At 59.9% G+C, this 22,879-nt stretch carries 20 protein-coding genes and 2 tRNA genes; 7 read left to right on the forward strand and 15 right to left on the reverse strand.

What is annotated here, in order from left to right; genetic code table 11:
* The first annotated feature begins 70 nt into the window (after positions 1 to 70).
* Positions 71 to 157, forward strand: a tRNA-Leu gene (locus AR306_RS11845).
* A 92-nt stretch (positions 158 to 249) separates the two neighbouring features.
* Positions 250 to 336, forward strand: a tRNA-Leu gene (locus tag AR306_RS11850).
* Positions 337 to 948: 612 nt separating this feature from the next.
* Here AR306_RS11850 and AR306_RS11855 read toward each other — a convergent pair.
* From AR306_RS11855 to AR306_RS11895, 9 genes are all read right to left on the reverse strand, one after another.
* Positions 949 to 2,244: an adenylosuccinate synthase gene (locus AR306_RS11855; protein ID WP_101497753.1), complete on the reverse strand. Its 1,296-nt coding sequence runs from the start codon at positions 2,242 to 2,244 to the stop codon at positions 949 to 951.
* A 62-nt stretch (positions 2,245 to 2,306) separates the two neighbouring features.
* Positions 2,307 to 3,485, reverse strand: coding sequence for an ATP phosphoribosyltransferase regulatory subunit (locus AR306_RS11860; RefSeq protein ID WP_101498022.1), 1,179 nt, complete (start codon positions 3,483 to 3,485; stop codon positions 2,307 to 2,309).
* Positions 3,486 to 3,792: 307 nt separating this feature from the next.
* Positions 3,793 to 4,656, reverse strand: a complete 864-nt coding sequence (hflC, locus tag AR306_RS11865; RefSeq protein ID WP_101497754.1) for a protease modulator HflC — start codon at positions 4,654 to 4,656, stop codon at positions 3,793 to 3,795.
* Positions 4,657 to 5,811 carry an FtsH protease activity modulator HflK gene (gene hflK / locus AR306_RS11870; RefSeq protein ID WP_101497755.1) on the reverse strand — a complete coding sequence of 385 codons (1,155 nt, stop codon included), beginning with the start codon at positions 5,809 to 5,811 and terminating at the stop codon, positions 4,657 to 4,659.
* Between the two features lie 100 nt (positions 5,812 to 5,911).
* On the reverse strand, positions 5,912 to 7,219 hold the full coding sequence (hflX, locus tag AR306_RS11875) for a ribosome rescue GTPase HflX (RefSeq protein WP_101497756.1): 1,308 nt from the start codon (positions 7,217 to 7,219) through the stop codon (positions 5,912 to 5,914).
* A 13-nt stretch (positions 7,220 to 7,232) separates the two neighbouring features.
* Positions 7,233 to 7,484 carry an RNA chaperone Hfq gene (gene hfq / locus AR306_RS11880; protein WP_101497757.1) on the reverse strand — a complete coding sequence of 84 codons (252 nt, stop codon included), beginning with the start codon at positions 7,482 to 7,484 and terminating at the stop codon, positions 7,233 to 7,235.
* 89 nt (positions 7,485 to 7,573) lie between these two features.
* Complete coding sequence (gene miaA, locus AR306_RS11885) at positions 7,574 to 8,518, reverse strand: tRNA (adenosine(37)-N6)-dimethylallyltransferase MiaA (RefSeq protein WP_101497758.1); 945 nt, start codon at positions 8,516 to 8,518, stop codon at positions 7,574 to 7,576.
* 20 nt (positions 8,519 to 8,538) lie between these two features.
* A complete protein-coding gene (locus AR306_RS11890) occupies positions 8,539 to 9,111 on the reverse strand; it encodes a YajG family lipoprotein (protein ID WP_166627836.1) in 573 nt (190 codons plus the stop codon).
* 50 nt (positions 9,112 to 9,161) lie between these two features.
* Complete coding sequence (locus AR306_RS11895) at positions 9,162 to 9,641, reverse strand: YajQ family cyclic di-GMP-binding protein (protein WP_101497760.1); 480 nt, start codon at positions 9,639 to 9,641, stop codon at positions 9,162 to 9,164.
* A 212-nt stretch (positions 9,642 to 9,853) separates the two neighbouring features.
* Between AR306_RS11895 and AR306_RS11900 the strand changes: the two genes are divergently transcribed.
* The 4 genes from AR306_RS11900 to AR306_RS11915 all read left to right on the forward strand — a co-directional run bounded on the left by AR306_RS11900 (position 9,854) and on the right by AR306_RS11915 (position 13,396).
* Positions 9,854 to 10,822, forward strand: a complete 969-nt coding sequence (locus AR306_RS11900) for a GGDEF domain-containing response regulator (protein ID WP_101497761.1) — start codon at positions 9,854 to 9,856, stop codon at positions 10,820 to 10,822.
* Entirely contained in the window at positions 10,819 to 11,736 is a 918-nt protein-coding gene (locus AR306_RS11905) for a 2-dehydropantoate 2-reductase (protein ID WP_101497762.1), read from the forward strand. The genes AR306_RS11900 and AR306_RS11905 overlap by 4 nt, the downstream gene beginning before the upstream one ends.
* Positions 11,737 to 11,855: 119 nt before the next feature.
* Complete coding sequence (locus tag AR306_RS11910; protein ID WP_101498023.1) at positions 11,856 to 12,437, forward strand: cob(I)yrinic acid a,c-diamide adenosyltransferase; 582 nt, start codon at positions 11,856 to 11,858, stop codon at positions 12,435 to 12,437.
* Positions 12,434 to 13,396 carry a Nudix family hydrolase gene (locus AR306_RS11915; protein ID WP_101497763.1) on the forward strand — a complete coding sequence of 321 codons (963 nt, stop codon included), beginning with the start codon at positions 12,434 to 12,436 and terminating at the stop codon, positions 13,394 to 13,396. Before AR306_RS11910 ends, AR306_RS11915 begins: the two co-directional genes overlap by 4 nt.
* 373 nt (positions 13,397 to 13,769) lie before the next feature.
* On the opposite strand, the gene argJ is transcribed toward AR306_RS11915, so the two are convergent.
* Together argJ and secA are read right to left on the reverse strand one after the other, a co-directional pair.
* Positions 13,770 to 14,984, reverse strand: coding sequence for a bifunctional glutamate N-acetyltransferase/amino-acid acetyltransferase ArgJ (argJ, locus tag AR306_RS11920; RefSeq protein ID WP_101497764.1), 1,215 nt, complete (start codon positions 14,982 to 14,984; stop codon positions 13,770 to 13,772).
* Positions 14,985 to 15,533: 549 nt separating this feature from the next.
* A complete protein-coding gene (secA, locus tag AR306_RS11925; protein ID WP_101497765.1) occupies positions 15,534 to 18,284 on the reverse strand; it encodes a preprotein translocase subunit SecA in 2,751 nt (916 codons plus the stop codon).
* A 179-nt stretch (positions 18,285 to 18,463) separates the two neighbouring features.
* Between secA and AR306_RS11930 the strand changes: the two genes are divergently transcribed.
* A complete protein-coding gene (locus AR306_RS11930; RefSeq protein ID WP_101497766.1) occupies positions 18,464 to 18,910 on the forward strand; it encodes a DUF721 domain-containing protein in 447 nt (148 codons plus the stop codon).
* Between the two features lie 299 nt (positions 18,911 to 19,209).
* Here AR306_RS11930 and AR306_RS11935 read toward each other — a convergent pair whose 3' ends face one another.
* The 4 genes from AR306_RS11935 to lpxC all read right to left on the reverse strand — a co-directional run bounded on the left by AR306_RS11935 (position 19,210) and on the right by lpxC (position 22,856).
* Positions 19,210 to 19,767, reverse strand: coding sequence for a hypoxanthine-guanine phosphoribosyltransferase (locus AR306_RS11935; protein WP_101497767.1), 558 nt, complete (start codon positions 19,765 to 19,767; stop codon positions 19,210 to 19,212).
* A gap of 67 nt (positions 19,768 to 19,834) precedes the next feature.
* Positions 19,835 to 21,067: a uracil-xanthine permease family protein gene (locus tag AR306_RS11940; RefSeq protein WP_407071219.1), complete on the reverse strand. Its 1,233-nt coding sequence runs from the start codon at positions 21,065 to 21,067 to the stop codon at positions 19,835 to 19,837.
* Between the two features lie 2 nt (positions 21,068 to 21,069).
* On the reverse strand, positions 21,070 to 21,708 hold the full coding sequence (gene upp / locus AR306_RS11945; protein ID WP_101497769.1) for a uracil phosphoribosyltransferase: 639 nt from the start codon (positions 21,706 to 21,708) through the stop codon (positions 21,070 to 21,072).
* Between the two features lie 236 nt (positions 21,709 to 21,944).
* Positions 21,945 to 22,856 (reverse strand): UDP-3-O-acyl-N-acetylglucosamine deacetylase, encoded by a 912-nt coding sequence (gene lpxC / locus AR306_RS11950; protein ID WP_101497770.1) that lies wholly within the window; start codon positions 22,854 to 22,856, stop codon positions 21,945 to 21,947.
* Between the last annotated feature and the right edge of the window lie 23 nt (positions 22,857 to 22,879).

The following is a 22,879-nucleotide window of genomic DNA, read 5'->3' on the forward strand; positions in this document are numbered from 1 at the left end:
GGGGACGTATATTCTCGCCCGCACAACGCCAGAGTTGCAATGCAAATTGTAATGAATGATTGATGTATGTGCCCAGGTGGTGGAATTGGTAGACACGCTAGTTTCAGGTACTAGTGGCTTAACGGCTGTGGAAGTTCGAGTCTTCTCCTGGGCACCAAATCATGAATGACAAGAGTGAAATTACAATCTGGCCTGATTATACGCTTCATGACTTGCATTGTCGCAAATTATAGCTATAATCGTTGCCCTGCCCAGGTGGTGGAATTGGTAGACACGCTAGTTTCAGGTACTAGTGGCTTAACGGCTGTGGAAGTTCGAGTCTTCTCCTGGGCACCATACACCAAAAACCCTCAAGCACTGCTTGAGGGTTTTTTATTGCCCGTCGTTTGACTCCTACCCCCTCACTCCTCTCAATGTTTGCGGTGTTTGCATCATCAAGGTGCAGGTTCCGCAGGGTCGCTGCAATGTTGATCGTGTGCTTTACCCGGGTACTTTCGACCCCATCACCCATGGTCATACCGACCTGGTCGATGGCGGTAGCAACCGTGTGCGAATGAATTCGCAACGGCACAGCCCTGCTACACCTGCACCCTGACGCCGCTACAAAGTCCGTGCAAGCTTCTGAAGAGATGGCTGATATAAATCTTCTACTCTGCTGAAGCATCGACAAAGTAAAACCAGTATCTTGCTGGCCAAGTACGACCTGCCAGCTGCACAGAGCTTGCTGCGTCACCGGTGTATGGGTGGAGCAAACCCTGTGCCGCCAGGGATGGCGGCACGGAGCCTACATGGATGTACTCGCGGCGTGTTTGCGTAACCCATGCACCGGTGACGCCTCCACAGAGCAGTCACACAACAACCCCCAACAGATAAAAACAAAAAAACCGGCCCCTGCTTGCGCAAAGGGCCGGCTTTCTTGTGCCATGCGGTCACGCTGACCGCATGCAGTCAGGCATAAGGGTGACGCAGCACGATGGTTTCGTTGCGGTCAGGACCGGTGGAAACGATATCAATCGGCGTACCGACCAGCTCCTGCAAACGCGCGACATAGGCACGAGCATTTGCCGGCAACTGCTCCATGGCGGTCGCGCCCAGGGTGGACTCGCTCCAGCCCGGCATTTCCTCGTACACCGGGGTCAGCTCGTCATAGCTGTCAGCTTCGGTAGGTGCATCATTCAGCAGCTCACCGGCGGCATTCTTGTAGGCCACGCAGATCTTCACGATTTCCAGACCGTCCAGCACGTCCAGCTTGGTCAGGCACAAACCGGAGATACTGTTGATCTCGGCGGTACGACGCAGGATCACCGCATCGAACCAGCCGCAACGGCGGGCGCGACCGGTGGTGGAGCCAAACTCGTGGCCCTTCTCGGCCAGACGTGCGCCGGTCTCGTCAAACAGCTCGGTCGGGAACGGACCGGAGCCGACACGGGTGGTATAGGCCTTGGTGATACCCAGAATGTAATCCAGATACAGCGGACCAAAACCGGAACCGGTAGCGGTACCGCCAGCGGTGGTGCTGGAGCTGGTGACATAGGGGTAGGTACCGTGGTCGATGTCGAGCAGCGCACCCTGGGCACCCTCGAACATGATGTGCGCGCCCTGCTTGCGCAGCTCGTGCAGACGGGCGGTCACGTCCTGCATCAGCGGCTTGAGGATGTCAGCATAGGCCAGTGCGTCTTTCAGTACTGTTTCGTAACAGACCGGCTCGACCTTGTAGAAATGCTCAAGGGCAAAGTTGTGCAGGTCCATCACTTCTTTCAGCTTGGCGGCAAAGCGCTCGGCATCGAACAGGTCGGCAACACGCAGGCCGCGACGGGCCACCTTGTCCTCATAGGCCGGACCGATACCACGACCCGTGGTACCGATCTTGCCTTCCGCACGGGAGGCCTCGCGCGCCTGGTCCAGCGCCACATGATAGGGCAGGATCAGGGTGCAGGAAGGGCTGATGCGCAGGCGCTCGCGCACCGGCACGCCTTTTTCTTCCAGCTTGGTGATTTCCTTGAGCAGGGCGTCCGGCGCCAGAACCACACCGTTGCCAATCATGCACTCGACGTTGTCACGCAGAATGCCGGACGGAATCAGGTGCAAAACGGTTTTTTCGCCATCGATCACCAGCGTGTGCCCGGCATTATGGCCGCCCTGGAAGCGCACCACGGCTTGCGCCTGGTCCGTCAGCAGGTCGACAATCTTGCCCTTGCCTTCATCACCCCACTGGGTGCCAAGGATGACCACATTTTTACCCATAGGTAGTTGCCCTCTTCGCGAAAAATCAACGCCACCGGCAAATCTGCCAGCAGCGCCGGTAATTAAATCTGTTCAGTTGTCCACTGGCCGCCTGTCAGCTGCAGGTGACGATCGCAGCCGGCAGGCGCATCCGCCAGTGTCTGGCCGGTCAGGGCCTGAATGACGGTCTCACCCTGCGCACGCAAGGTGCAAATGGTTTGCCACAGCGCCGCATCATCATCTGCCGGCGCCCAGATGGCTGTCCGGCTGATCAGCTCGTCTGCCGCACCAAGATTGACCAGGGTTTTCAGGTCGGTGGAGAAGCCGGTCGCCGGGCGCGAACGGCCAAATACCGCGCCGATATCATCATAACGGCCGCCCTGGGCAATGGACTGCCCGACACCAGGCACAAAAGCGGCAAATACCACTCCGGTGTGGTAGTTGTAGCCTCGCAGCTCGCTCAAATCAAAATAGACGGGGATGTCCGGATAGCGCCGGCCCAGCACATCGGCCAGGTTTTGCAAATCCTCCAGTGCATCACGCACCGAACGGGGAGCGGCAATCAGTGCCGCACGCGCCTTTTCCAGCACTTCCGGACCACCACAGAGCCCGCACAAGGCTTTCAGCATGTCGGCCAGTTCGGCAGGCAGATCGGCCGTGAGTTCGGCAACATCGCTCACCGCCTTGCGCTGCAGGGCTGCAAACAACTGCTCTTCGGCCAGCGGCGACAGGCTGGCAGCCTTCGCCAGGCCGCGGAATACGCCCACGTGGCCCAGATCCAGGTGCACGTCGGCAATTCGCGCCTGCTGCAGGGTCTCCAGCATCAGGCTGATCACCTCGATATCGGCTGCCAGGCTGGCGTCACCGTACAGTTCGGCACCCAGCTGGATCGGGCTGCGTGAAGTACTCAGCGCCCGCGGCCGCGCATGCACCACACTGCCGGCATAGCAAAGGCGGCTAGGCCCCTCGCGACGCAGGCTGTGGGCATCCATGCGCGCCACTTGCGGAGTGATGTCGGCACGAAAGCCCATCAGCTGGCCACTGAGCGGATCGGTTACGCTGAAAGTACGCAATGCCAGCTCCTGGCCGACGCCCGTGAGCAGGGAATCAAGAAATTCGATATGCGGCGTCACGACAAACTCGTAACCCCAGGCCGCAAAAAGATCCAGTACCTGGCGACGAGCACGCTCGACCCGTGCCGCCTGGCGTGGCAACACTTCCTCAATGCCGTCAGGCAGTAACCAGCTTTCCAGCGTTGACATGTTTTCCCCTTCCACCCTTGGTCCTGCCGTGCCGCGGCAGACGTGGATCTCATCTGTATAAACGTAAAAAAACCGGGGGTCCCCGGTCCATTGTGCCGACCGCCCGGTCGGCCGCCTGCGCTTGGGATTAACTTGCACACCCACATACGATTGCGGATGGTAACAAAAACCCTGAAGTTTTTATAGCTCTTTAGCGCGAAACTGTCGCTGCCACGCTGCGGCCGCAGCAGAAAAAAGTGCCTGTAGAATATTCAAGCAATAAAAAACCCCGCATCGCCATGCGGGGTTTTGGCAGGTCAGCGAGAAATCATTTCTGCTGCATGAAACGGAAGAACTCGCTATCCGGCGTCAGCACCAGCACATCGCTCTTGCTGGAGAAACTGTCGCGATAAGCCTGCAGGCTGCGATAGAAAGCGTAGAAATCTGCATCCTGGCCAAAGGCATCGGCATAGACGGCAGTGGAACGGGCGTCGCCGTCACCACGGATCTCTTCAGCTTCACGGTAAGCTTCCGCCAGCAACACACGGCGCTGACGGTCGGCATCGGCGCGAATACCCTCGGCCAGCTCTTTACCCTTGGCACGGTGCTCGCGGGCCTCACGGGCACGCTCCGAGCTCATGCGCTCGAACACGCTGCGGTTGACTTCGCGCGGCAGGTCGATCGACTTCACGCGCACATCAATGATTTCAATGCCCAGCTCCCGCCGTGCCAGCCTGTCCAGCGAGCTGGTAATGTTGGCCATCAGCTCGTCACGCTGGCCGCTGACCACTTCGTGCAGGGTGCGCTTGCCGAACTGGTCACGCAGACCGGCCTCCAGACGGCGCGCCAGACGCTCATCGGCGACCTGTTTCATGCCGGAAGTGGCGGTGTAGTACTGGTCGGCATTGGCCACACGCCACTTGGCGAAGGCATCCACCATCACCGCCTTCTTCTCCAGGGTCAGGAAGCGCTGGGTTGGTGCATCCAGTGTCAACAGACGGCCATCAAACTTGCGTACCTGGTTGACGTAAGGGATTTTCATGTGCAGCCCGGGCTGCACATCGGATTCGGATACCTTACCGAACTGCAGCAGTACCGCCCGTTCGGTCTGGGCCACGATGTAAAAGCTGTTCCAGGCGACCAGCGCCAGGACCGCACCCGCAATCAGGGTGAAAAGTGACTTGTTGCTCATTTATCGACTCCGGCTGCGCAAGGTACGTGACAGGGTTTCAGTGCTGACCGGTACATCCGCACCAGAGGCCGGAGCGGCCGACTCGGCAGCACGAACAGGCGCGGCTGCAGCACCACGGTTCTCCATCAGCTTGTCCAGTGGCAGGTACATCAGGCTATTCTGGCCCTTGTCACCACTGAGCAAAACCTTGCTGGAATTGCTGTACATCTCTTCCATGGTTTCCAGGTACAGGCGCTGGCGGGTAACTTCCGGTGCCTTCCGGTATTCGGCAAGCAGCTTGGTAAAGCGCTCGGACTCACCCTCGGCACGGGCTATCACTTCATCACGGTAACCATTGGCCTCTTCCAGAATGCGCTGGGCCAGACCCCGCGCCTCGGGCACCACGCCATTGGCATAGGTTTCCGCATTGTTCTTCTCGCGCTGCTCGTCTTCGCGGGCACGAATCACGTCGTCAAAGGCTTCCTGCACCTCACGTGGTGCCTGGGCGTTCTGCACGTTCACCTGCGTCACGGCAATACCGGTACGATACAGATCAAGGAAGCGCTGCAGGCGTTCATGTACATCGACTGCCAACAGCTCACGACCTTCGGTCAGCACCTGGTCCATCACGGTGGAACCCACCACATGGCGCAACGCACTTTCAGTGGCGTGCTGCAAGCTGATTTCGGGGCCGTCAACGTTAAGGACGAAGTCCTGCAGGTTGCTGATCTTGTACTGAACCGTCAGCGGAACCTCGATGATGTTCTCGTCTTCGGTCAGCATCGGTCCCTGGCGGCTGTAGGCACGCTCACGGGTGACATTGTGCTGAAACTTGCTTTCAATCGGCGGGAAATAGATGTTCAGGCCCGGTCCGACTGTCTGATGGTATTTGCCGAAACGCAAAATGACCGCCTGTTCCTGCTCGTCCACCACATAAATGGCGTTGTACAGCCAGAATGCACCCAGCAGGACCAGCGCCAGCAGCACGACGCCAAAACCGCCACCCTTGCCGGATGGTTTTTTCTTGCCGCCGAAAATCCCGTTGAGATTGTCCTGCAATTTGCGTAGCGCCTCGTCAAGGTCCGGCGGACCTTGACGGCCACCGCCCTTGTTGTTATTGCGGTTGCCCCAGGGATCCTGGTTGTTCGAGTTGCCACCCGGCTCGTTCCAGGCCATAGCGTTCTCCATCAAAATTGGTTTGCAGCCCGCTCAGGAACTGCGCGTAAAGACAGCAAATGGCGCTATTGTAGAGCAGTATGCTGCCAGCGTCATGGGTTCAGTCCGCCTTGTCGGCAAAGCGCTGAACAAATTCATCAAATTCAAGGCCTTCACGGCTCAACAGGCGGTGCAACTCGACCAGCGGCAGACTGACATCCAGCAAGGTGTCACCCTGCCCGTCATGCTCTTCGCCACGCACCGCATCGGCCTCGAACAGCAAGGCACGCAGCCTGGCCATCTGCGGCGGCAGACACAGCCGCGCCTGGAACAGCTCGCGCACCAGGCACTCGCTGACCGCTTCCAGCAAAAGCTCCAGCCCCGCCGCCTGCTGCGCCGAGAGCCACACCCGCACCGGAATGCCTTCCGCGCTGCGCTGAATGTGCGGCTGGACGCTGTCCAGCAAGTCGATCTTGTTGTATACCTCAAGCACCTGGACGTCACCTGCACCGATTTCGGCCAGCACCCTTTGCACCTGCTCAACCTGTTCGTCCCGCTGGTCGGCGGCAGCATCGATGACATGCAGCAGCAGATCGGCACTGGCCGACTCCTCCAGCGTGGCACGGAATGCCTCGACCAGCTTGTGCGGCAGAAAGCGGATGAAACCAACAGTATCGACCAGCGTCACCGGCCCGACGTTATCCAGCTCAAGCCGACGCACGGTCGGGTCAAGCGTGGCAAACAGCTGGTCGGCAGCGTAAACGCCGGCCTCGGTCAGCCGGTTGAACAGAGTGGATTTGCCGGCATTGGTATAGCCAACCAGCGATACCGCAGGGATTTCCGCTCGCCGGCGGCTGCGGCGGGCCAGCTCGCGCTGGTTACGGACCTTTTCCAGCCGCTCGCGTATCTGGCGCATGCGCACCCGCAGCTGGCGACGGTCGCTTTCCAGCTGGGTTTCACCCGGACCTCGCAGGCCGATACCGCCCTGCTGGCGACTCAGGTCGGTGCGGCTGCGTACCAGTCGGGTGCTGATATGCTCCAGCTGGGCCAGTTCAACCTGCAGCTTGCCTTCGTAGGTATATGCCCGCTGGGCAAAGATGTCCAGGATCAGCCCGACCCGGTCCAGTACGCGGCACTCAAGCGCGCGCTCAAGGTTGCGCTCCTGGCTGGGTGTCAGGTTCTGGTTGAAAATCACCAGCTCCAGCGCCTGCTCCCGCACCTGCTGCGCCAGCTCCTCAACCTTGCCGGCACCAATCAGGAAACGTGCTGCGGGCTGGTGACGGCTGACCCTGACCATACCGGCGACATTGGCGCCGGCAGACAGGGCCAGTTCCATGAACTCGGCAGGATCCTCGCGCTCGTCCGGGCGCACACCATCCAGATGAACCAGCAGCGTGCGCTCGGCCGTGTATTCCTGTCCGGAATTCAAGACAGCATCCGCCTTATTCGTCAGCCGGGCCGTCCTGTTCTTCGTCTGGTCCGGGCAGGCGCACCGGGCGACTTGGGACTACAGTGGATACCGCGTGCTTGTACACCATCTGGCTGACAGTGTTTTTCAACAGGATGACAAACTGGTCGAACGATTCAATCTGCCCTTGCAGCTTGATGCCATTGACCAGATAGATGGAGACGGGAATGCGCTCCTTGCGCAGCAGGTTGAGGTAAGGGTCTTGTAAGCTGTGCCCTTTTGACATGGTCGTATACTCCAGTTGGGAAAAAAAGACCGCGCGGGACTGTCATTCCATGCGCAGTGTTGTTGGACATCCACGTATGTGGTATCCGTTTATAGTTTTTTCAAGACATGCGCCAAACGATTTGGTTCAAGGCTATCGATCCACTCCAGGTCCTGCCAGCTGCGCAACCAGGTGAATTGCCGCTTGGCCAGTTGCCGGGTCGCGGCAATGCCCTTGTCACGCATCACCGGGTAGCTGTCCAGCCCCTGCAGATAGTCCCACACCTGCCGGTACCCGACCGAACGCATGGACGGCAGGCCGGCGTGAAGATCGCTGCGCTGCATCAGCTGCTCGACCTCTTCAACAAAACCCTGCTCCAGCATCAGATCGAAGCGCTGTGCTATCCGCTGGTGCAAAAGCGCGCGTGACGCAGGTGCCATGGCGAAAGCATGGACAGTATAGGGCAAATCTGCCCGGCTTGTCCTTTGCTGTTGTTGCCGCAAGCGGTGCTGCGTCATGCTTTCGCCGCTCACCAGCCAGACCTCCAGCGCCCGCAGGATCCTTTGCCGGTCATTGGCGTGGATGCGCAACCCCGATTCCGGGTCCACCCGGCACAACTCGTCATGCAGGCTGCCCAGTCCTTCCGCCTGCTCGCGCTGCTCCAGCTGATGGCGTACCTGCGGGTCGGCAGCCGGCATGTCGGCCAACCCCTCCAGCAGGGCCTTGTAATACAGCATGGTGCCCCCCGCCAGCACCGGCAACTCGCCACGCTCCACCGCGGCTGCCATCAAGCGCAATGCATCGGTGCGAAACTGTGCCGCCGAGTAGCTCTCCAGCGGGTCCAGAATGTCGACCAGGGCATGCGGATAACGCTCGAGAATATCAGGCTCCGGCTTTGCCGTACCTATATCCATGCCCCGGTAGACCAGCGCCGAGTCGACACTGATCAGGCAGCAGGGACGGTGATCGGCGAGCGCCAGCGCCAGATCGGTCTTGCCGGATGCGGTCGGTCCCATCAGGAACACCACATCGGGTCTGGCGGCAGTTCGGGGCATTGATGCCATGCGGACCGTCATCAGCGCGCGAGGAAATCGCTGATGCCCCGGTCTTCGAACACCCGCTGCAGGGCGTCACTCATGACCATGCTGACCAACCGGTCGTTGGCTTTGTCGGTTGGCGGCTTGACGAATTTCTTTTTCAGCTTGGCAGTGTAGCTGCCCTCGTAGTTGCGGCCATCCTTGCGCAACCGGACCAGATAGGTTGCCGTCAGCTGGACATCACTCATCACGGTGCGCCCTTCAGTGACTGCATAGGTCAGGCCGGTCACCTGCAGATCGAAGGTGGCCGGTGCCTGGCCTTGCGGCTGGATATCAAAGCCACGCATGCGCAAACCGGCCTCGACCTCGGCCTGCAGACGGGGCATGAAGGTTCGTCCTTCCACGCTCAGGGCATTGCTGTCACCATACAGGCCGCCACGGCTGCCCAGCACCGGGCTGCTGCGCCCGTCACTGATATGCACGCTGACCCGCTGGCCCGCTGCCACTTTGGCCAGCTGTCCGCTCAGGCGGGGTTCGGGCCGGGCCTGCTGGGGGCTCAGGCCGCAGGCAGCCAGCCCTGATGCCAGGGCCAGGACGGCCAGAAGTTTCATGATCCGGTATTGCATCTGCTGTTCTCCGTTGTCAAGCCAGGCGCTTTCATTCAGTCACGGAAGTTGGTGAACTGGAGCGGCATGCCCAGCGACTCGCCCCGCAACAAGGCCATCACGTCCTGCAAATCATCACGTTTTTTGCCTGTCACCCGCACTTGCTCGCCCTGAATGGATGCCTGCACCTTGAGTTTGCTGTCCTTGATCAGGCTGACGATCTTTTTCGCCAGTTCCTTGTCGATCCCTTCACGCAGGACAAGTTCCTGCTTCATTTCCTTGCCGGATGCATAAGGTTCCTTTTGCTCGATACACTGGATGTCAACCTTGCGCTTGACCATGGCGAGGAGAATGATCTCGATCAGTTGCTGCAGCATGAAATCCGCTTCGGCGGTCAGGTGAATGACCTTGTCCTTCAGCTCCAGACCGGCCTTGCCGCGCAAATCGTAACGGCGCTCCAGCTCCTTGGCCGCATTATCCACGGCATTGGTCATCTCATGCTTGTCCAGCTCTGAAACCACATCAAAAGAAGGCATGCTACTCTCCATCATGCAAACTGTTAAACACGTCAATACACGCACGCAGGCAACTTGCTATCATTCACAGTAAAACCCGGCTTGCCGTGCAATCCGGCCAAGTATAACAAAGTGTATAGACCAGCCACCCTCTCATGACCGGCTATTTGTCTTTGCAAGCACGTTCAGCCCAGTCCGCATGTTTCGGGCTCCAGACTAACACAGGTGTTCCCATGCCCAGCCCCGGCCTCAGTATTCTGGTTGTTGATGACACTAAGTTTTCCAGCGTGATGATTGGCCGGGCACTCAATCAGGTCGGCTATGACGATGTGCGCTATGCCAGCACGGGCAGCGAGGCGCTTGAGCTGCTGCGCCAACGCCCGGCCCAGCTGCTGCTGGCGGACTGGCTGATGCCGGAAATGGACGGCCTGGCCCTGACATCACAAGTCCGCGGGCACGACCAGCAAAGCGGCAATTACACCTATGTCGTGCTCCTGACCGGCCGCGAAGGCAGCTCTGCCCTTGCGCAGGCCTTCGAGCAGGGTGTCGACGATTTCATCAGCAAAAGCGACATGAACGAGCAGTTGATCCCCCGTGTGCGTGCAGCCGAGCGCCTGTATCGCCATTTACAGGCCCTTCAACACAAGAATGCCTCGCTGCTGCAAAACCTGCAGCGGCTGCAAGCCGGCAACACTCATGACCCGCTGACCCGTCTGGGCAACCAGCGCAGCCTGCTGGAAAGGCTAGACAAAAGCCTGAAGCAGCTGGAAGCCCGGGGCGGCGTGCTTGGCCTGCTGTTGTTCAATATCGACAACATGGCAGCGCTGCGTGACAGTCATGGCGTCGAAATACAAAAACAGCTGCTGCGCACCGTCGGCCAACGTCTGGAGCACCTGGTACGCCCGCTGGATCATCTGGCACGTCTGGATGGAAACGAATTTGCCCTGATCACCCTGATGGAGCCTGAACACAACTATAATGCCAGCAGTTACAAACGCCTGCACGACGCCCTCAACCTCAAACCCTGCCGGACCAGCGCCGGCTACTTCCACCTGGAAACAGCCATCAGCATGGTCACACTGGATGCATCAACACTGCCGGTGAGCGGCGAGCACCTGGTGGAGCAGGCTCGTGCCAATCTGGCCGGCGCACGCAGTCGCGGGCGCATTACCCACCTGCATCTGGGGCCGGCCCGTCCATGACCTGGCATGTGCTGGGCGCCGGCAGCCTGGGTTGCTTGTGGGCCTCACGCCTGCAACTGGCCGGACACCAGGTCAGGCTGATTCTGCGCCCGTCACGCCTTGCACAGTTCAGCTCGGCTGGTAGTAACATCCTGTTTACCGATCTGCAGCAGCAACAGCACCGGCTTGCCCTGCATGCTGAAACCGCCTGCGCCGGGCTCCCGATACAACGATTGGTGCTGGCTTGCAAGGCTTACTCGGCAGCCGAAGCCATAACCGGCATTCGCCACCGTCTGCGGCCCGGGAGCCAGATCATCCTGCTACAAAACGGCATCGGCTGCCAGCAACAGGTGCATGAGCTGTTGCCGAACCATCCGGTTCTGGTTGCCAGCACAACCGAAGGCGCCTGGCTCAAGGAAGCCTTTCATTGCATCCATGCCGGACAAGGCCAAACCCTGCTGGGGCGGCTGCGAGGCCAGGAGCCTGTCCCCGCCTGGCTCGGACAGCTGGACCGGTCCGGCATATCCTGCCAGTGGCACCCCCATATCGACAGCGTGTTGTGGCGCAAGCTGGCCATCAACTGCCTGATCAACCCGTCAACCGTGATCCATGGCTGCCGCAATGGTGGCCTCCTGCAACATCTGCCACTGCTCCAGCAGCTGTCGGCCGAGCTGGAGCAACTCCTGCTGGCTGCCGGTCACGCTGACGCGGCCGCCAACCTCTTTTCCGCCGCCCGACACGTGATAACCGGCACCGCCACCAATACCTCTTCCATGCTGCAGGACGTACAGCATGGACGGCGTACGGAAATCAGTTATATCACCGGCTTTGCCCTGCAACAAAGCATCGCCCTGGGCACCCCGCACCAGCAGTTGCTTGCCGTGCACCAGGCGCTGCAAAGCCGCCTTGCGCAGCTCGGCCTGCCGACAGACTGAACACTCCGGCGCATTGCACTGCCAGCCGAAACCACCGACACTGTCGACCGCATACCAACCTGCTCCCGGGAATGCATCACGAATGCACTCCTGCCGGCTTTGAAATCAACGGAGAAATCATGGGACACAGAATCAGCAAGGTATACACCAAAACCGGCGATGACGGCCTCAGTGGTCTGGCTGACGGCTCACGCCTGCCGAAAAGTCATCCGCGCTTCGAGGCGATGGGTGCGCTGGATCTGCTCAACAGCCAGCTGGGGCTGTTGCTGGCACAGCTGCAACAGGAAACAGCCGCTCACCCCGAACTGCAACAGGTGGTTGATGCCCTGGCACCCTGGCAGCATATCCTGTTTGACCTTGGCGGCGAGCTGGCGATGCCGCAGTATCAGGTGGTGCAGCAGGGACACACCGCGCAACTGGAGCAGCAAATCGACCAATGGACCGCCCTGTTGCCACCGTTGAAGGATTTCATCCTGCCCGGCGGCTCGATACTGATCGCCCAGACCCACCTGTGCCGTTGTGAGGCCCGCACCGCCGAGCGGCGCTGCCAGCAACTGCACAAGCTGGAACCCATGCGCGCCGAAGTATTGGCTTTCGTCAACCGCCTGTCCGACCTGTTCTTTGTCGCCGCCCGCATCATTGCGCTGCACCAGGGCTGTGCCGAGGTGCTGTGGCAGGCACAGCCGGCTCCGCAAGCATGAGCGCCCTGCCCAAATCGGTGCATGTTGCGGTTGCCGTGATCACCGCAGCCGACGGCAAAATTCTGCTGACCCGTCGTGCCAGTGACAAACATCAGGGTGGGCTGTGGGAGTTTCCCGGCGGCAAGTGTGAACCCGGCGAGCCGGTGCGCGCTGCATTGGCTCGCGAAATCCGCGAAGAGCTGGATATAGAGATCACCACCGTCGAGCCGCTGATCAGCATCCCTTACCAGTATCCGGACCTGCATGTGCTACTGGAAGTGTTTCGCGTCACTTCGTTCACTGGCAAGCCTCGCGGTGCCGAGGGCCAGCCGATGCAGTGGGTCACGCCCGGGCAGCTGGATGAAATTCCCCTGCCCGCCGCCAACCGCCCCATCGTACGGGCGATACAGTTGCCGCAGCAATATCTGGTCACGCCTGACCTATCCGACAGTCGGCAGCTGTACCAGGGCGTCATGGCCGCCGCGGCAGGGGGTAGCCGGCTGATCCAGCTGCGTACGCCACAGCTGGAGCGCGCTGACTATCTAAAGCTGGCTGACCGCTTATTGGCGGACTTGCCCGATACAGCCATGCTGCTGCTCAAGGGCGAGCTGCCCGACCTGCTGACACGACCACAGGCCGGCTGGCATCTGACCTCTGCACAGCTGCGTGCTTTTGCCGGACAGGAGCGTCCGCTGCCGGCCAACCGCTGGCTGGCTGCTTCCTGTCATGATGCCGAAGAACTTGCGCTGGCCCAAGCGCTGGGCTGCGACTTCGCCACGCTATCGCCCGTGCAACCTACAGCTTCGCACCCTGACGCGCCAGCACTGGGTCTTGAGCTGGCAACCAAACTGACGGCTGCAGCACAGCTGCCGGTGTTCTGGCTGGGCGGCATGCAAGCCAGTGATCTTGAGCATGTGTGTGCCAGTGGCGGGCAAGGCATTGCCGCCATCCGCGGGTTGTGGGAAGCGGAGCTGCTGTAAGCAGCCCGCGCAAAATCCTGCCCTTCGTCTACCCAGATTTGTCTGTGCAGAGCAGCAAATGCAGGTCCGGATTTATCCGCACAACTGGGCGGCGTCGGGGCGCTAAATGTTTGTGCGAATAAATTCGCACCTACAAAGCCTTGCCCGGGCACCGTCCGGCCGCAGGGGTGCCCGAATAACACAAGATTCGTCAGCACCACGCGTCAGCAGTCCGGCAACGCCGGGCCACCCTCCCCAAACGCCCTGGTGTATTGCAGGGCTGGCAAGACCGGAGCGTAGCCTTGTCAACATGGGCGCCAAAGACGACCGTGATGACGCGAGCTACGCGCAGCGTCTTGCCTGCCCTGCCCACACCAATCAGGCAAAAATCCCATCAGGTCCGGTATTCGGCGTTGATGCGCACATACTCATGTGACAGGTCGGTGGTCCAGATGGTCTCGTTGCAGTCGCCACGGCCCAGCTGGATACGGATCAGGATCTCTGCTTGCTGCATGACGGCGGCACCCTGCTCTTCGGTGTAGCTGACAGCACGGCCGCCGTCCCTGACGATGCAGACATCGTTGAGGAATACATTGACCTTTTCCTGCTCCAGCCCGGGCACACCGGCATAGCCAACCGCTGCAACAATGCGGCCCCAGTTTGGATCGGAAGCAAACAGCGCGGTCTTGATCAATGGCGAGTGAGCCACGGCATAGGCGACATCAAGACACTCCTGTACGTTGCCGCCCTGCTCCACCTGCACGGTGACAAACTTGGTCGCGCCCTCGCCATCACGCACAATTGCCTGCGCCAATTGCATGGCGACGGCACAGACCGCCTCTTGCAGTTTCTGGTACAGCCCGCCGGCAGCCTGTTCGATGGCCGGGCCGGTCTGCCCGGTGGCAATCAGCATGAAACTGTCGTTGGTCGAAGTGTCGCCATCAATGGTGATGCGGTTGAACGACAGATCGGCCGCCTGTTTGACCAGCGCCTGCAACACCGGCGCGGCCACTTTGGCATCAGTAGCCACATAACCGAGCATGGTCGCCATATTCGGGCGAATCATGCCCGCCCCCTTGCTGATGCCGGTGACGCTGTAGGTTTCCCCCTCATGCTCGAACTGCAAGCTGGCCCCCTTGGGCAAGGTATCAGTGGTCATGATGCCTTCACCGGCCAGCGCCCAGTTGTCTTCACGCAAGTCAGCAATCGCTGCTGGCAGCGCAGCTGTGATCTTGCCCACCGGCAGCGGCTCGCCAATCACGCCAGTGGAGAACGGCAGCACCTGCTCCAGCGCTACACCCAGGCTATCGGCCACCGCCTGACACACCTGCTGTGCAGCCTCCAGGCCAGGCTGGCCGGTAGCGGCATTGGCATTGCCGGTGTTGGTCACCAGATAGCGCACCGGCTGCCCCAGACGCTGCTTGCACAGCTGCACCGGCGCGGCGCAAAAGGCGTTTTGCGTGAACACGCCAGCCACCGTGCTGCCTTCGGCACAACGCATTAGCACCAGATCGCGACGGCCCGCTTTTTTAACACCCGCGCTGGCAATCCCCAGCGCAAAACCCTTGACCGGATGCATGACGGGCATCGCGCCCAGACCTACTGCCATGATGTGCTCCTGACGGCTATGGAAAAAAGCCTATCATCCGGCATTGGCTGAAAGCAGGCAATAGGCGGAATCTGGCGCAGCGCAAGCGGTTGCAGTACGGCTGGATTCTGCGACTCCGCGCCACTGTGCGCAGAATGACGGGGAGGCAACTTCACACGGCGACTGCAGCCCGGCCCTGCCGGGCTGTCCCATCCCGCAACGGCACGGTGGAGCAGCCGGCAGGGCGGGACCGGAGCAAAGCCAAAGCCACCAAACAGTTCAGATAGTTGTGCGAATAAATTCGCACCTACAGTTCGCAGCCAACTCGGCATCTGACAGGCATTCACAGCGACAGCAGCCCGCAACGGCGCAGTGTATCAGTCGTCGGGGCCAGGCCGGAGCAAAGCCTCAGCACCTGTGACGAAGCTTGCTTCGGCGCGGGTGCGCAGCTTTGCGCAGCGCCTGGCCCCGACGGCCACACCAAGCCCATACAGCAAAATCAAACCCAAAACCAAACCGCAGACAAACAAAAACCGGGACAAGCCCGGTTTTTGTCAGACATTCTCCGCGTCAGGCAATCTTGCCGCAGCAGTGCTTGTACTTGTTGCCCGAACCACAAGGGCAAGGATCATTGCGCCCGACCTTGGTCAGGTTGCGCACCGGCTCGCGACTCGCAGCCCGCCCGGCGTCCTCGCCCTCCGGCTCCTGGCCCGGCTCGCTGTACTCGTCATGCGTGTACTGCATGCGGGCAGCCCGCTCCGCAGCCTGCTGACGCAACCGCGCCGCTTCCTCTTCCGGGTCCTCCTGGCGCACCTGAACATAGGACAGATAGCGGATGGAGTCATGCTTGATGGTGTCGAGCAGGTTGCGGAACAGCTCGAAAGACTCGCGCTTGTACTCCTGCTTCGGGTTTTTCTGCGCATAGCCACGCAGGTGGATACCCTGACGCAGGTGATCCATGGCGGCCAGGTGATCCTTCCACTGTTCATCCAGCACGCGCAGGATGATCTGCTTCTCGAACAGGCGCAGGTTTTCGGCACCCACCAGCGCTTCTTTTTCCTGGTAGATGCTGGTAATGCGCTCGGCAATGCGCTCGCGCAGGCCGTCTTCCAGCAGAGTGTTGTCTTCGTCCAGCCATTGCTGCAGCGGCAGTTCGGCATTGAACTCCTTGGCCAGCTCCTGTTCCAGCCCGGCAATGTCCCACTGTTCCGGCAGGGATTGCTGAGGAACAAAACCGTCGATGGTGCTGTTGATCACGTCATGGCGGTATTCGGCAACGATATCGCCCACTTCGCTGGCGGCCAGCAGATCGTCACGCATGTGGTAGATCACCTTGCGCTGCTCGTTGGCCACGTCGTCGTATTCCAGCAGCTGTTTGCGGATTTCGAAGTTGCGTTCTTCTACCTTGCGCTGCGCTTTTTCGATGGCATTGCTGACCATGCGGTGCTCGATGGCTTCGCCTTCTTTCATGCCCAGCGCCTTCATGAAGTTCTTCACCCGGTCGGAAGCGAAGATGCGCATCAGGTTGTCTTCCAGCGACAGGTAGAAACGGCTGGAGCCAGGGTCACCCTGGCGACCGGCACGGCCACGCAGCTGGTTATCGATCCGGCGGGACTCGTGACGCTCGGTGGCAATCACGTGCAGGCCGCCGGCCTCGATCACCTGCTGGTGACGGGCTTGCCACTCGTCTTTGAGACGCTGGATATCGGCTTCGCTCGGGTTGTCCAGCTTGGCCACTTCGGATTCCCAGTTGCCGCCCAGCACGATGTCGGTACCGCGACCGGCCATGTTGGTGGCCACGGTGACGTGACCGGGGCGACCGGCCTGGGCAATGATTTCGGCCTCGGAGCCGTGATGCTTGGCGTTGAGCACCTTGTGCTGGATGCCGGCTTTCTGCATCAGCTGCGATACATACTCGGAGCTTTCCACCGAGGCGGTACCGACCAACACAGGGCGACCCTGCTGCTGACAATGCTGGATGTCCTCGATGATCGCCTTGAATTTTTCCGGCTGGGTCAGATAGACCAGATCGTTGAAATCCTGGCGGGCCACCGGCCGGGGGGTTGGAATGACCGTTACATCCAGGCCATAAATCTGGCGCAGTTCGAAGGCCTCGGTATCGGCAGTACCGGTCATGCCGGACAGTTTGTTGTACAGGCGGAAGTAGTTCTGGAAGGTGGTGGAAGCCATGGTCTGGCTTTCCGGCTGGATTTCCAGTCCTTCCTTGGCCTCGATGGCCTGGTGCAAGCCTTCGGACAGGCGGCGGCCCGGCATGGTACGGCCAGTATGCTCGTCAACCAGCACCACCTGGCCGTCCTGGATGATGTACTCGACGTTGCGGTGGAACAGCTTGTGCGCGCGCAGGCCGGAATACACGTGGGTCAGCAGGCTCAGATTGGAAGCGGAATACAACGAGTCGTGTTCGCCCAGCAGGCCAAGTCTGACCAGCTGCTCCTCGATATACAGGTGACCGGCCTCGTTGAGCTCGACCTGGCGGGTTTTCTCGTCGAGGGTGTAATGGCCTTCCTCGATGACGATTTTTTCCTCGTTGACGCCCTTGGGCTCCTCCTCGATCTGGCGCTTGAGGGAAGGAATCAGCGCGTTGATGCTCTTGTACAGCTCCGAGCTGTCTTCGGCCTGGCCGGAAATGATCAGCGGCGTGCGCGCCTCGTCGATCAGGATCGAGTCCACCTCGTCGACCACGGCAAAGTTGAGGGCACGCTGGAACTTGTCCTCCAGGCTGAAGGCCATGTTGTCACGCAGGTAGTCGAAACCATACTCGTTGTTGGTACCGTAGGTGATGTCGCTCGCATAAGCCGCGCGCTTGTCTTCGGCGGACTGGAACGGCACCACAATGCCAACGCTCATGCCGAGGAATTCGTATAGCGGACGCATCCAGTTGGCATCACGGCTGGCCAGGTAGTCGTTCACCGTCACCACGTGCACGCCCTTGCCTTCCAGCGCGTTCAGGTACACGGCCAGGGTGGCGACCAGGGTTTTACCCTCACCGGTACGCATCTCGGCAATGCGGCCGGCATGCAGGGTCATGCCGCCGATCAGCTGCACATCGAAGTGGCGCATGCCCATGACCCGCTTGCTCGCCTCGCGCACCACGGCAAAGGCTTCCGGCAGCAGTTTGTCGAGGCTTTCACCAGCAGCCAGACGCTCACGGAACTCGGGGGTTTTCTGTTGCAGCTGCTCGTCTGACAACGCCGCGATCTGCTCCTCGAACGCGTTGATGGTCTTGACCACCTTGTGCATGCGTTTGACTTCACGTTCGTTTTTACTGCCAACAAGTTTTCTAAGAAGTGGAGCAAGCATGGTCGTAGGATTCCAGTCAGTTGAAGGCATGCCGCCTGCAAATCTGACGGTCTATGCGAAAAAAGTAAAAGGAGCATTCTACCCGTATTTATGCGGGATTGCAGCGGACAAAAGGTTATACTGCACACATGGAGTCTGTAACCAGAACTTCAAGACGGATGACAACTTAAGGATGAATCATGAACAAACCGCTCAAGCCGGCTGCGCACGTGTTGCGTGGCAATCCCCTGTTACAACGACTGCTGCGCCAGGCCGAAAACCTCAGCCGGCTGCAAACCCTGGTGCATGGCCAGCTGTCACCGGCAATCCGCGAGCAATTGCGAATGGGCGGCTACGACGACGGTGTTCTCACCCTGATCCTGGCCGATGCGGTCTGGATCACGCGCTTGCGCTACCAACAGGAGCGCCTGGTGCAACAGCTGCGCCAGCATGCCGAATTTTCCGGCCTGCAGCGCATCCGCCTGAAAGTCCGCCCGGCCGGCGATGCCCCGCCCGTCCTGCATGAAGAACGGCGTTACCTCTCCGATACCGCCAGCCAGAACATCCGCCAGGGCGCCGAGGGCATCGAGGACCCGGAACTGCGCGAAGCCCTGCAGCGCCTGGCACAGAATATCCGCTCAAGCTGACTGCCACGCAACCATGGCTACCCTTCCGGTATCTGAAGAACAAATCCTGAAGATTGCACAGAATTTCTAGCGGCAGTGGTGCTCAGGTGCCGCTGGGCCTTAGCCGCCAGGGCAGTTTTTTGCTCCTGCAAAAACTGCATTTCCGCCGTCCATGGCGGTCAGAGCGCGGCTTGGAGCTTACAAGGCAGTTTTTTGTTCCCGACAAAAACTGCATTTCCGCCATCCATGGCGGTCAGATGTACTTACGGCGTGTTTGCGCAACTCATACCCCAGAGATGCAAACACAATAAAACTCCAGCTTACATCCCCTTCACGGCATAGATACCAGCTGCATTACGCCAGTAACCCTTGTAGTCCATGCCATAGCCGAACACATAGCGATCCTCGCATTCAATGCCGACAAAATCGGCCTTGAACGAAGGGTCGGCCTTGCGTTCATGCTGCTTGTCGAGCAGCACTGCGGTATGCACATTGCGTGCACCCGCATGTTTGCAGAAGTCGATGATGGCCATCAGGGTATGCCCCTCATCAAGGATGTCATCCACGATCAGCACATCGCGATCAATGAATGAAACTTCCGGCTTGGCCTTCCAGAACAGATCACCGCCACGGGTTTCATTGCGATAGCGGGTGGCATGCAGGTAGGACTGCTCCAGTGGAAAGTTCAACCGGGTCAACAGCTGGCCAGCAAAAATCAGCCCGCCATTCATCACGCAAAATACCACCGGATTGCAGTCATGCAGTACGGCAGTGATTTCTTCAGCCACCCGCCCGATGCAGGCGTCCACCTCTGCCTGGCTATGCAGGCAGTCCGCCTCGTTCATGACCTGCCTGATGTGATGCAAATTGTCTGACATATCCGGATTCCGACAAGAAAATACGCGCACAATTCTACCATAGGCGTAACCGCCGGGCAGCGCCGGATCAGGGCAGGCTGCGCGGCAACACCAGATTGAGCAACAGGGCCGCCACCGCACATAGCGAGATGCCGGACAGGGCAAAATCACCCACGCCCATGACCATGCCGCCAATGCCGAACACCAGGGTCACCGAGACGATGATCAGGTTACGCGGTTCGGACAGGTCCACCTGATGCCTGATCAGGGTATTCAGGCCGACCACGGCAATCGAGCCGAACAACAGGCAGAGAATGCCGCCCATGACCGGCACAGGAATGCTTTGCAGAGCCACGCCAAACTTGCCGATGAAGGCCAGCACGATGGCAAATACCGCCGCCCAGGTCATGATCAGCGGGTTGTAATTGCGCGTCAGCATCACCGCTCCGGTCACTTCGGCATAGGTGGTATTGGGCGGGCCACCAAACAGGCCGGCCGCCGAAGTGGCCAGCCCGTCCCCCAGCAGGGTGCGCTGCAAACCGGGCTTCTGGACGAAGTTCTTGCCGGTAACACCGCCGATGGCAACGATACCGCCAATGTGTTCGATGGCCGGGGCCAATGCTACCGGCAGCATGTACAGGATGGCTCCCAGATGAAATTCCGGCGCGACAAAGGCCGGCATTGCCAGCCAGGGGGCTGCGGCAATCCGCTGCGTCTCGACCACGCCGAACATCAGCGACAACAGGGTACCGACAATGATGCCGGCCAGAATGGGTACCAGCCGGAACAGTCCGCGTCCCAGCACGGCAACCGCCAGGGTACTGAACAGGGCCGACATCGAGATGATCATGGCGGTGCTGTATTCGATCAGTTGCATCGCGCCGTCACCGGACTTGCCCATGGCCATGTTGACCGCCGTCGGCGACAGGGCCAGGCCGATACACATGATCACCGGCGCGATTACCACCGGTGGCAGCAGACGCTCGATGAAGCCGGCACCACGCAGCTGCACGGCGATGCTCAACAACACATACATGAAGCCGGCGGCAATGATGCCGCCCATCACTGCCGGCATGCCAAAAGTGGTCTTGGCAGCCAGGATCGGGGCAATGAAGGCGAAACTCGATGCCAGGAATACCGGCACCTGCCGTCCGGTCACCAGCTGAAACAACAGGGTGCCGATACCGGCTGTAAACAGGGCCACGTTGGGGTCCATGCCGGTGATCAGCGGCATCAGCACCAGCGCACCAAAGGCGACAAACAGCATCTGTGCACCGGCCAGCGCCTGGCGCGGAACGCTATTGTGCAATTCGTCCTGCATCATCAGTTATCCTTTTGCTTGGTGCCGAAGATGCGATCGCCGGCATCGCCCAGTCCCGGAATGATGTAACCCCTGGCGTTGAGGCCCTGGTCGATCGAAGCAGTATAGATTGTCACGTCGGGATGGCTGTTCCGCACCGCCTCTATCCCCTGGGGAGCGGCCACCAGCACCATTGCGCGGATCTCGCGGCAGCCGGCTTTTTTCAACAGGTCGATGGTAGCCACCATCGAATTGCCGGTGGCCAGCATCGGGTCGATGATCAGCGCCAGCCGCGAGCCCATGTCGGGGGCCAGCTTTTCCAGATAGGTGTGCGCCTGCAGGGTTTCCTCATTGCGCACCACGCCCACCGCGCTGACCTTGGCACCGGGGATCAGGCTGAGCACGCCGTCAAGCATGCCGATGCCGGCCCGCAGGATGGGCACCACGGTGATTTTCTTGCCGGCGATTTTTTCCACTTCGACGCTGCCGTCCCAGCCTTCGATGCTGCAAGTCTCCAGCGGCAGGTCCTTGGTCGCTTCGTAGGTCAACAGGGTGCCGATTTCCTGGGCCAGCTCACGGAAGTTCTTGGTGCTCAGGTCGGCGCGGCGCATCAAACCCAACTTGTGGCGGATCAGTGGGTGGCGGATTTCTTGGACGGGCATAGGGAATACTCCAGTGCAGGCGGTTGGTTTTGTGTGAAGTATAGAGCAAAGGGAGCGCTTGACGCGAAAGTCTGGAGGTGGCGCGCCCGGCCATGATTCTGCGATTTTGCTACGCCCACGCAAAACGACTGCACAGATCATGCAAGTACGGCAACATGCACAAGCATTCCTGCTCATCCGGATAAAAAAAGGCCACCTGCATGCAGGTGGCCAGAAAGGTTGAGAAGGTTTGCTGCTTATTGCGACGCAGCAGGTCGCATGTAGGAAATGGGAGCGGTGGATGCATCCTCGAAGGTGACCACTTCCCAGGCATCCGGCTGGCTCAGCAATTCACGCAACAGCTGGTTGTTCAGGGCATGGCCCGACTTGTAGCCGCGAAACTCGCCGATCAGGCTTTTACCCAGCAGGTAGAGGTCACCGATCGCGTCCAGGATCTTGTGCTTGACGAATTCGTCCTCGTAACGCAGGCCGTCTTCGTTGAGCACTTCGTTTTCGTCCACGACAATGGCGTTGTCCACGCTGCCACCCAGCGCCAGGTTGTGAGCCCGCAGGTATTCGATGTCACGCATGAAACCGAAGGTACGCGCCCGGCTGACTTCCTTGACAAAGGAGGTGCTGGAAAAATCGACACTGGCGGTTTGTGTGCGCCCGGCAACGACCGGGTGGTCGAAGTCGATCTCGAAACTGACCTTGAAGCCGTCAAAAGGCACAAAGGTGGCCTTTTTCCCGCCATCACTGACGCTGACTTCACGCAGGATACGGATGAATTCCTTGGGCGCGTCCTGGTCTTCCAGACCTGCGGACTGCAACAGGAAGACAAAGGGGCCGGCACTGCCATCCATGATCGGTACTTCCGGCGCTGACAGCTCGACATAGGCATTGTCAATGCCCAGTCCCGCCATAGCGGACAACAGGTGTTCGACCGTATCCACCTTGACCTCGCCATTGGCCAGCGTGGTCGACATGGTGGTTTCACCCACGTTGTCGGCCAGGGCACGGATTTCCACCACAGGGTCGAGATCCATGCGCCGGAATACGATCCCCGTATTGACCGGCGCCGGCTTGAGCGTCAGATAAATCTTTTCGCCCGAATGCAAGCCAATTCCCGTGGCCCTGATGGTGTTTTTCAAAGTGCGTTGTCTGATCATGCCAAATTCATCGCTGCCATTAA

Origin of the sequence: Thiopseudomonas denitrificans (genome assembly GCF_002866065.1) — a bacterium.
Lineage (GTDB): Bacteria > Pseudomonadota > Gammaproteobacteria > Pseudomonadales > Pseudomonadaceae > Thiopseudomonas > Thiopseudomonas denitrificans.

Bases quoted from the DNA above. Each gene is read 5' to 3' on its own strand.
- AR306_RS11930 (WP_101497766.1), top strand. From the start codon at position 18,464: ATGAACAAACCGCTCAAGCCGGCTGCGCACGTGTTGCGTGGCAATCCC.
- AR306_RS11890 (WP_166627836.1), bottom strand. From the start codon at position 9,111: ATGAAACTTCTGGCCGTCCTGGCCCTGGCATCAGGGCTGGCTGCCTGC.
- AR306_RS11905 (WP_101497762.1), top strand. From the start codon at position 10,819: ATGACCTGGCATGTGCTGGGCGCCGGCAGCCTGGGTTGCTTGTGGGCC.
- AR306_RS11915 (WP_101497763.1), top strand. From the start codon at position 12,434: ATGAGCGCCCTGCCCAAATCGGTGCATGTTGCGGTTGCCGTGATCACC.
- argJ (WP_101497764.1), bottom strand. From the start codon at position 14,984: ATGGCAGTAGGTCTGGGCGCGATGCCCGTCATGCATCCGGTCAAGGGT.
- AR306_RS11900 (WP_101497761.1), top strand. From the start codon at position 9,854: ATGCCCAGCCCCGGCCTCAGTATTCTGGTTGTTGATGACACTAAGTTT.
- AR306_RS11910 (WP_101498023.1), top strand. From the start codon at position 11,856: ATGGGACACAGAATCAGCAAGGTATACACCAAAACCGGCGATGACGGC.
- AR306_RS11855 (WP_101497753.1), bottom strand. From the start codon at position 2,244: ATGGGTAAAAATGTGGTCATCCTTGGCACCCAGTGGGGTGATGAAGGC.
- AR306_RS11860 (WP_101498022.1), bottom strand. From the start codon at position 3,485: ATGTCAACGCTGGAAAGCTGGTTACTGCCTGACGGCATTGAGGAAGTG.
- hflK (WP_101497755.1), bottom strand. From the start codon at position 5,811: ATGGCCTGGAACGAGCCGGGTGGCAACTCGAACAACCAGGATCCCTGG.
- hfq (WP_101497757.1), bottom strand. From the start codon at position 7,484: ATGTCAAAAGGGCACAGCTTACAAGACCCTTACCTCAACCTGCTGCGC.
- AR306_RS11935 (WP_101497767.1), bottom strand. From the start codon at position 19,767: ATGTCAGACAATTTGCATCACATCAGGCAGGTCATGAACGAGGCGGAC.
- hflC (WP_101497754.1), bottom strand. From the start codon at position 4,656: ATGAGCAACAAGTCACTTTTCACCCTGATTGCGGGTGCGGTCCTGGCG.
- miaA (WP_101497758.1), bottom strand. From the start codon at position 8,518: ATGCCCCGAACTGCCGCCAGACCCGATGTGGTGTTCCTGATGGGACCG.
- lpxC (WP_101497770.1), bottom strand. From the start codon at position 22,856: ATGATCAGACAACGCACTTTGAAAAACACCATCAGGGCCACGGGAATT.
- AR306_RS11940 (WP_407071219.1), bottom strand. From the start codon at position 21,067: ATGCAGGACGAATTGCACAATAGCGTTCCGCGCCAGGCGCTGGCCGGT.
- AR306_RS11895 (WP_101497760.1), bottom strand. From the start codon at position 9,641: ATGCCTTCTTTTGATGTGGTTTCAGAGCTGGACAAGCATGAGATGACC.
- upp (WP_101497769.1), bottom strand. From the start codon at position 21,708: ATGCCCGTCCAAGAAATCCGCCACCCACTGATCCGCCACAAGTTGGGT.
- secA (WP_101497765.1), bottom strand. From the start codon at position 18,284: ATGCTTGCTCCACTTCTTAGAAAACTTGTTGGCAGTAAAAACGAACGT.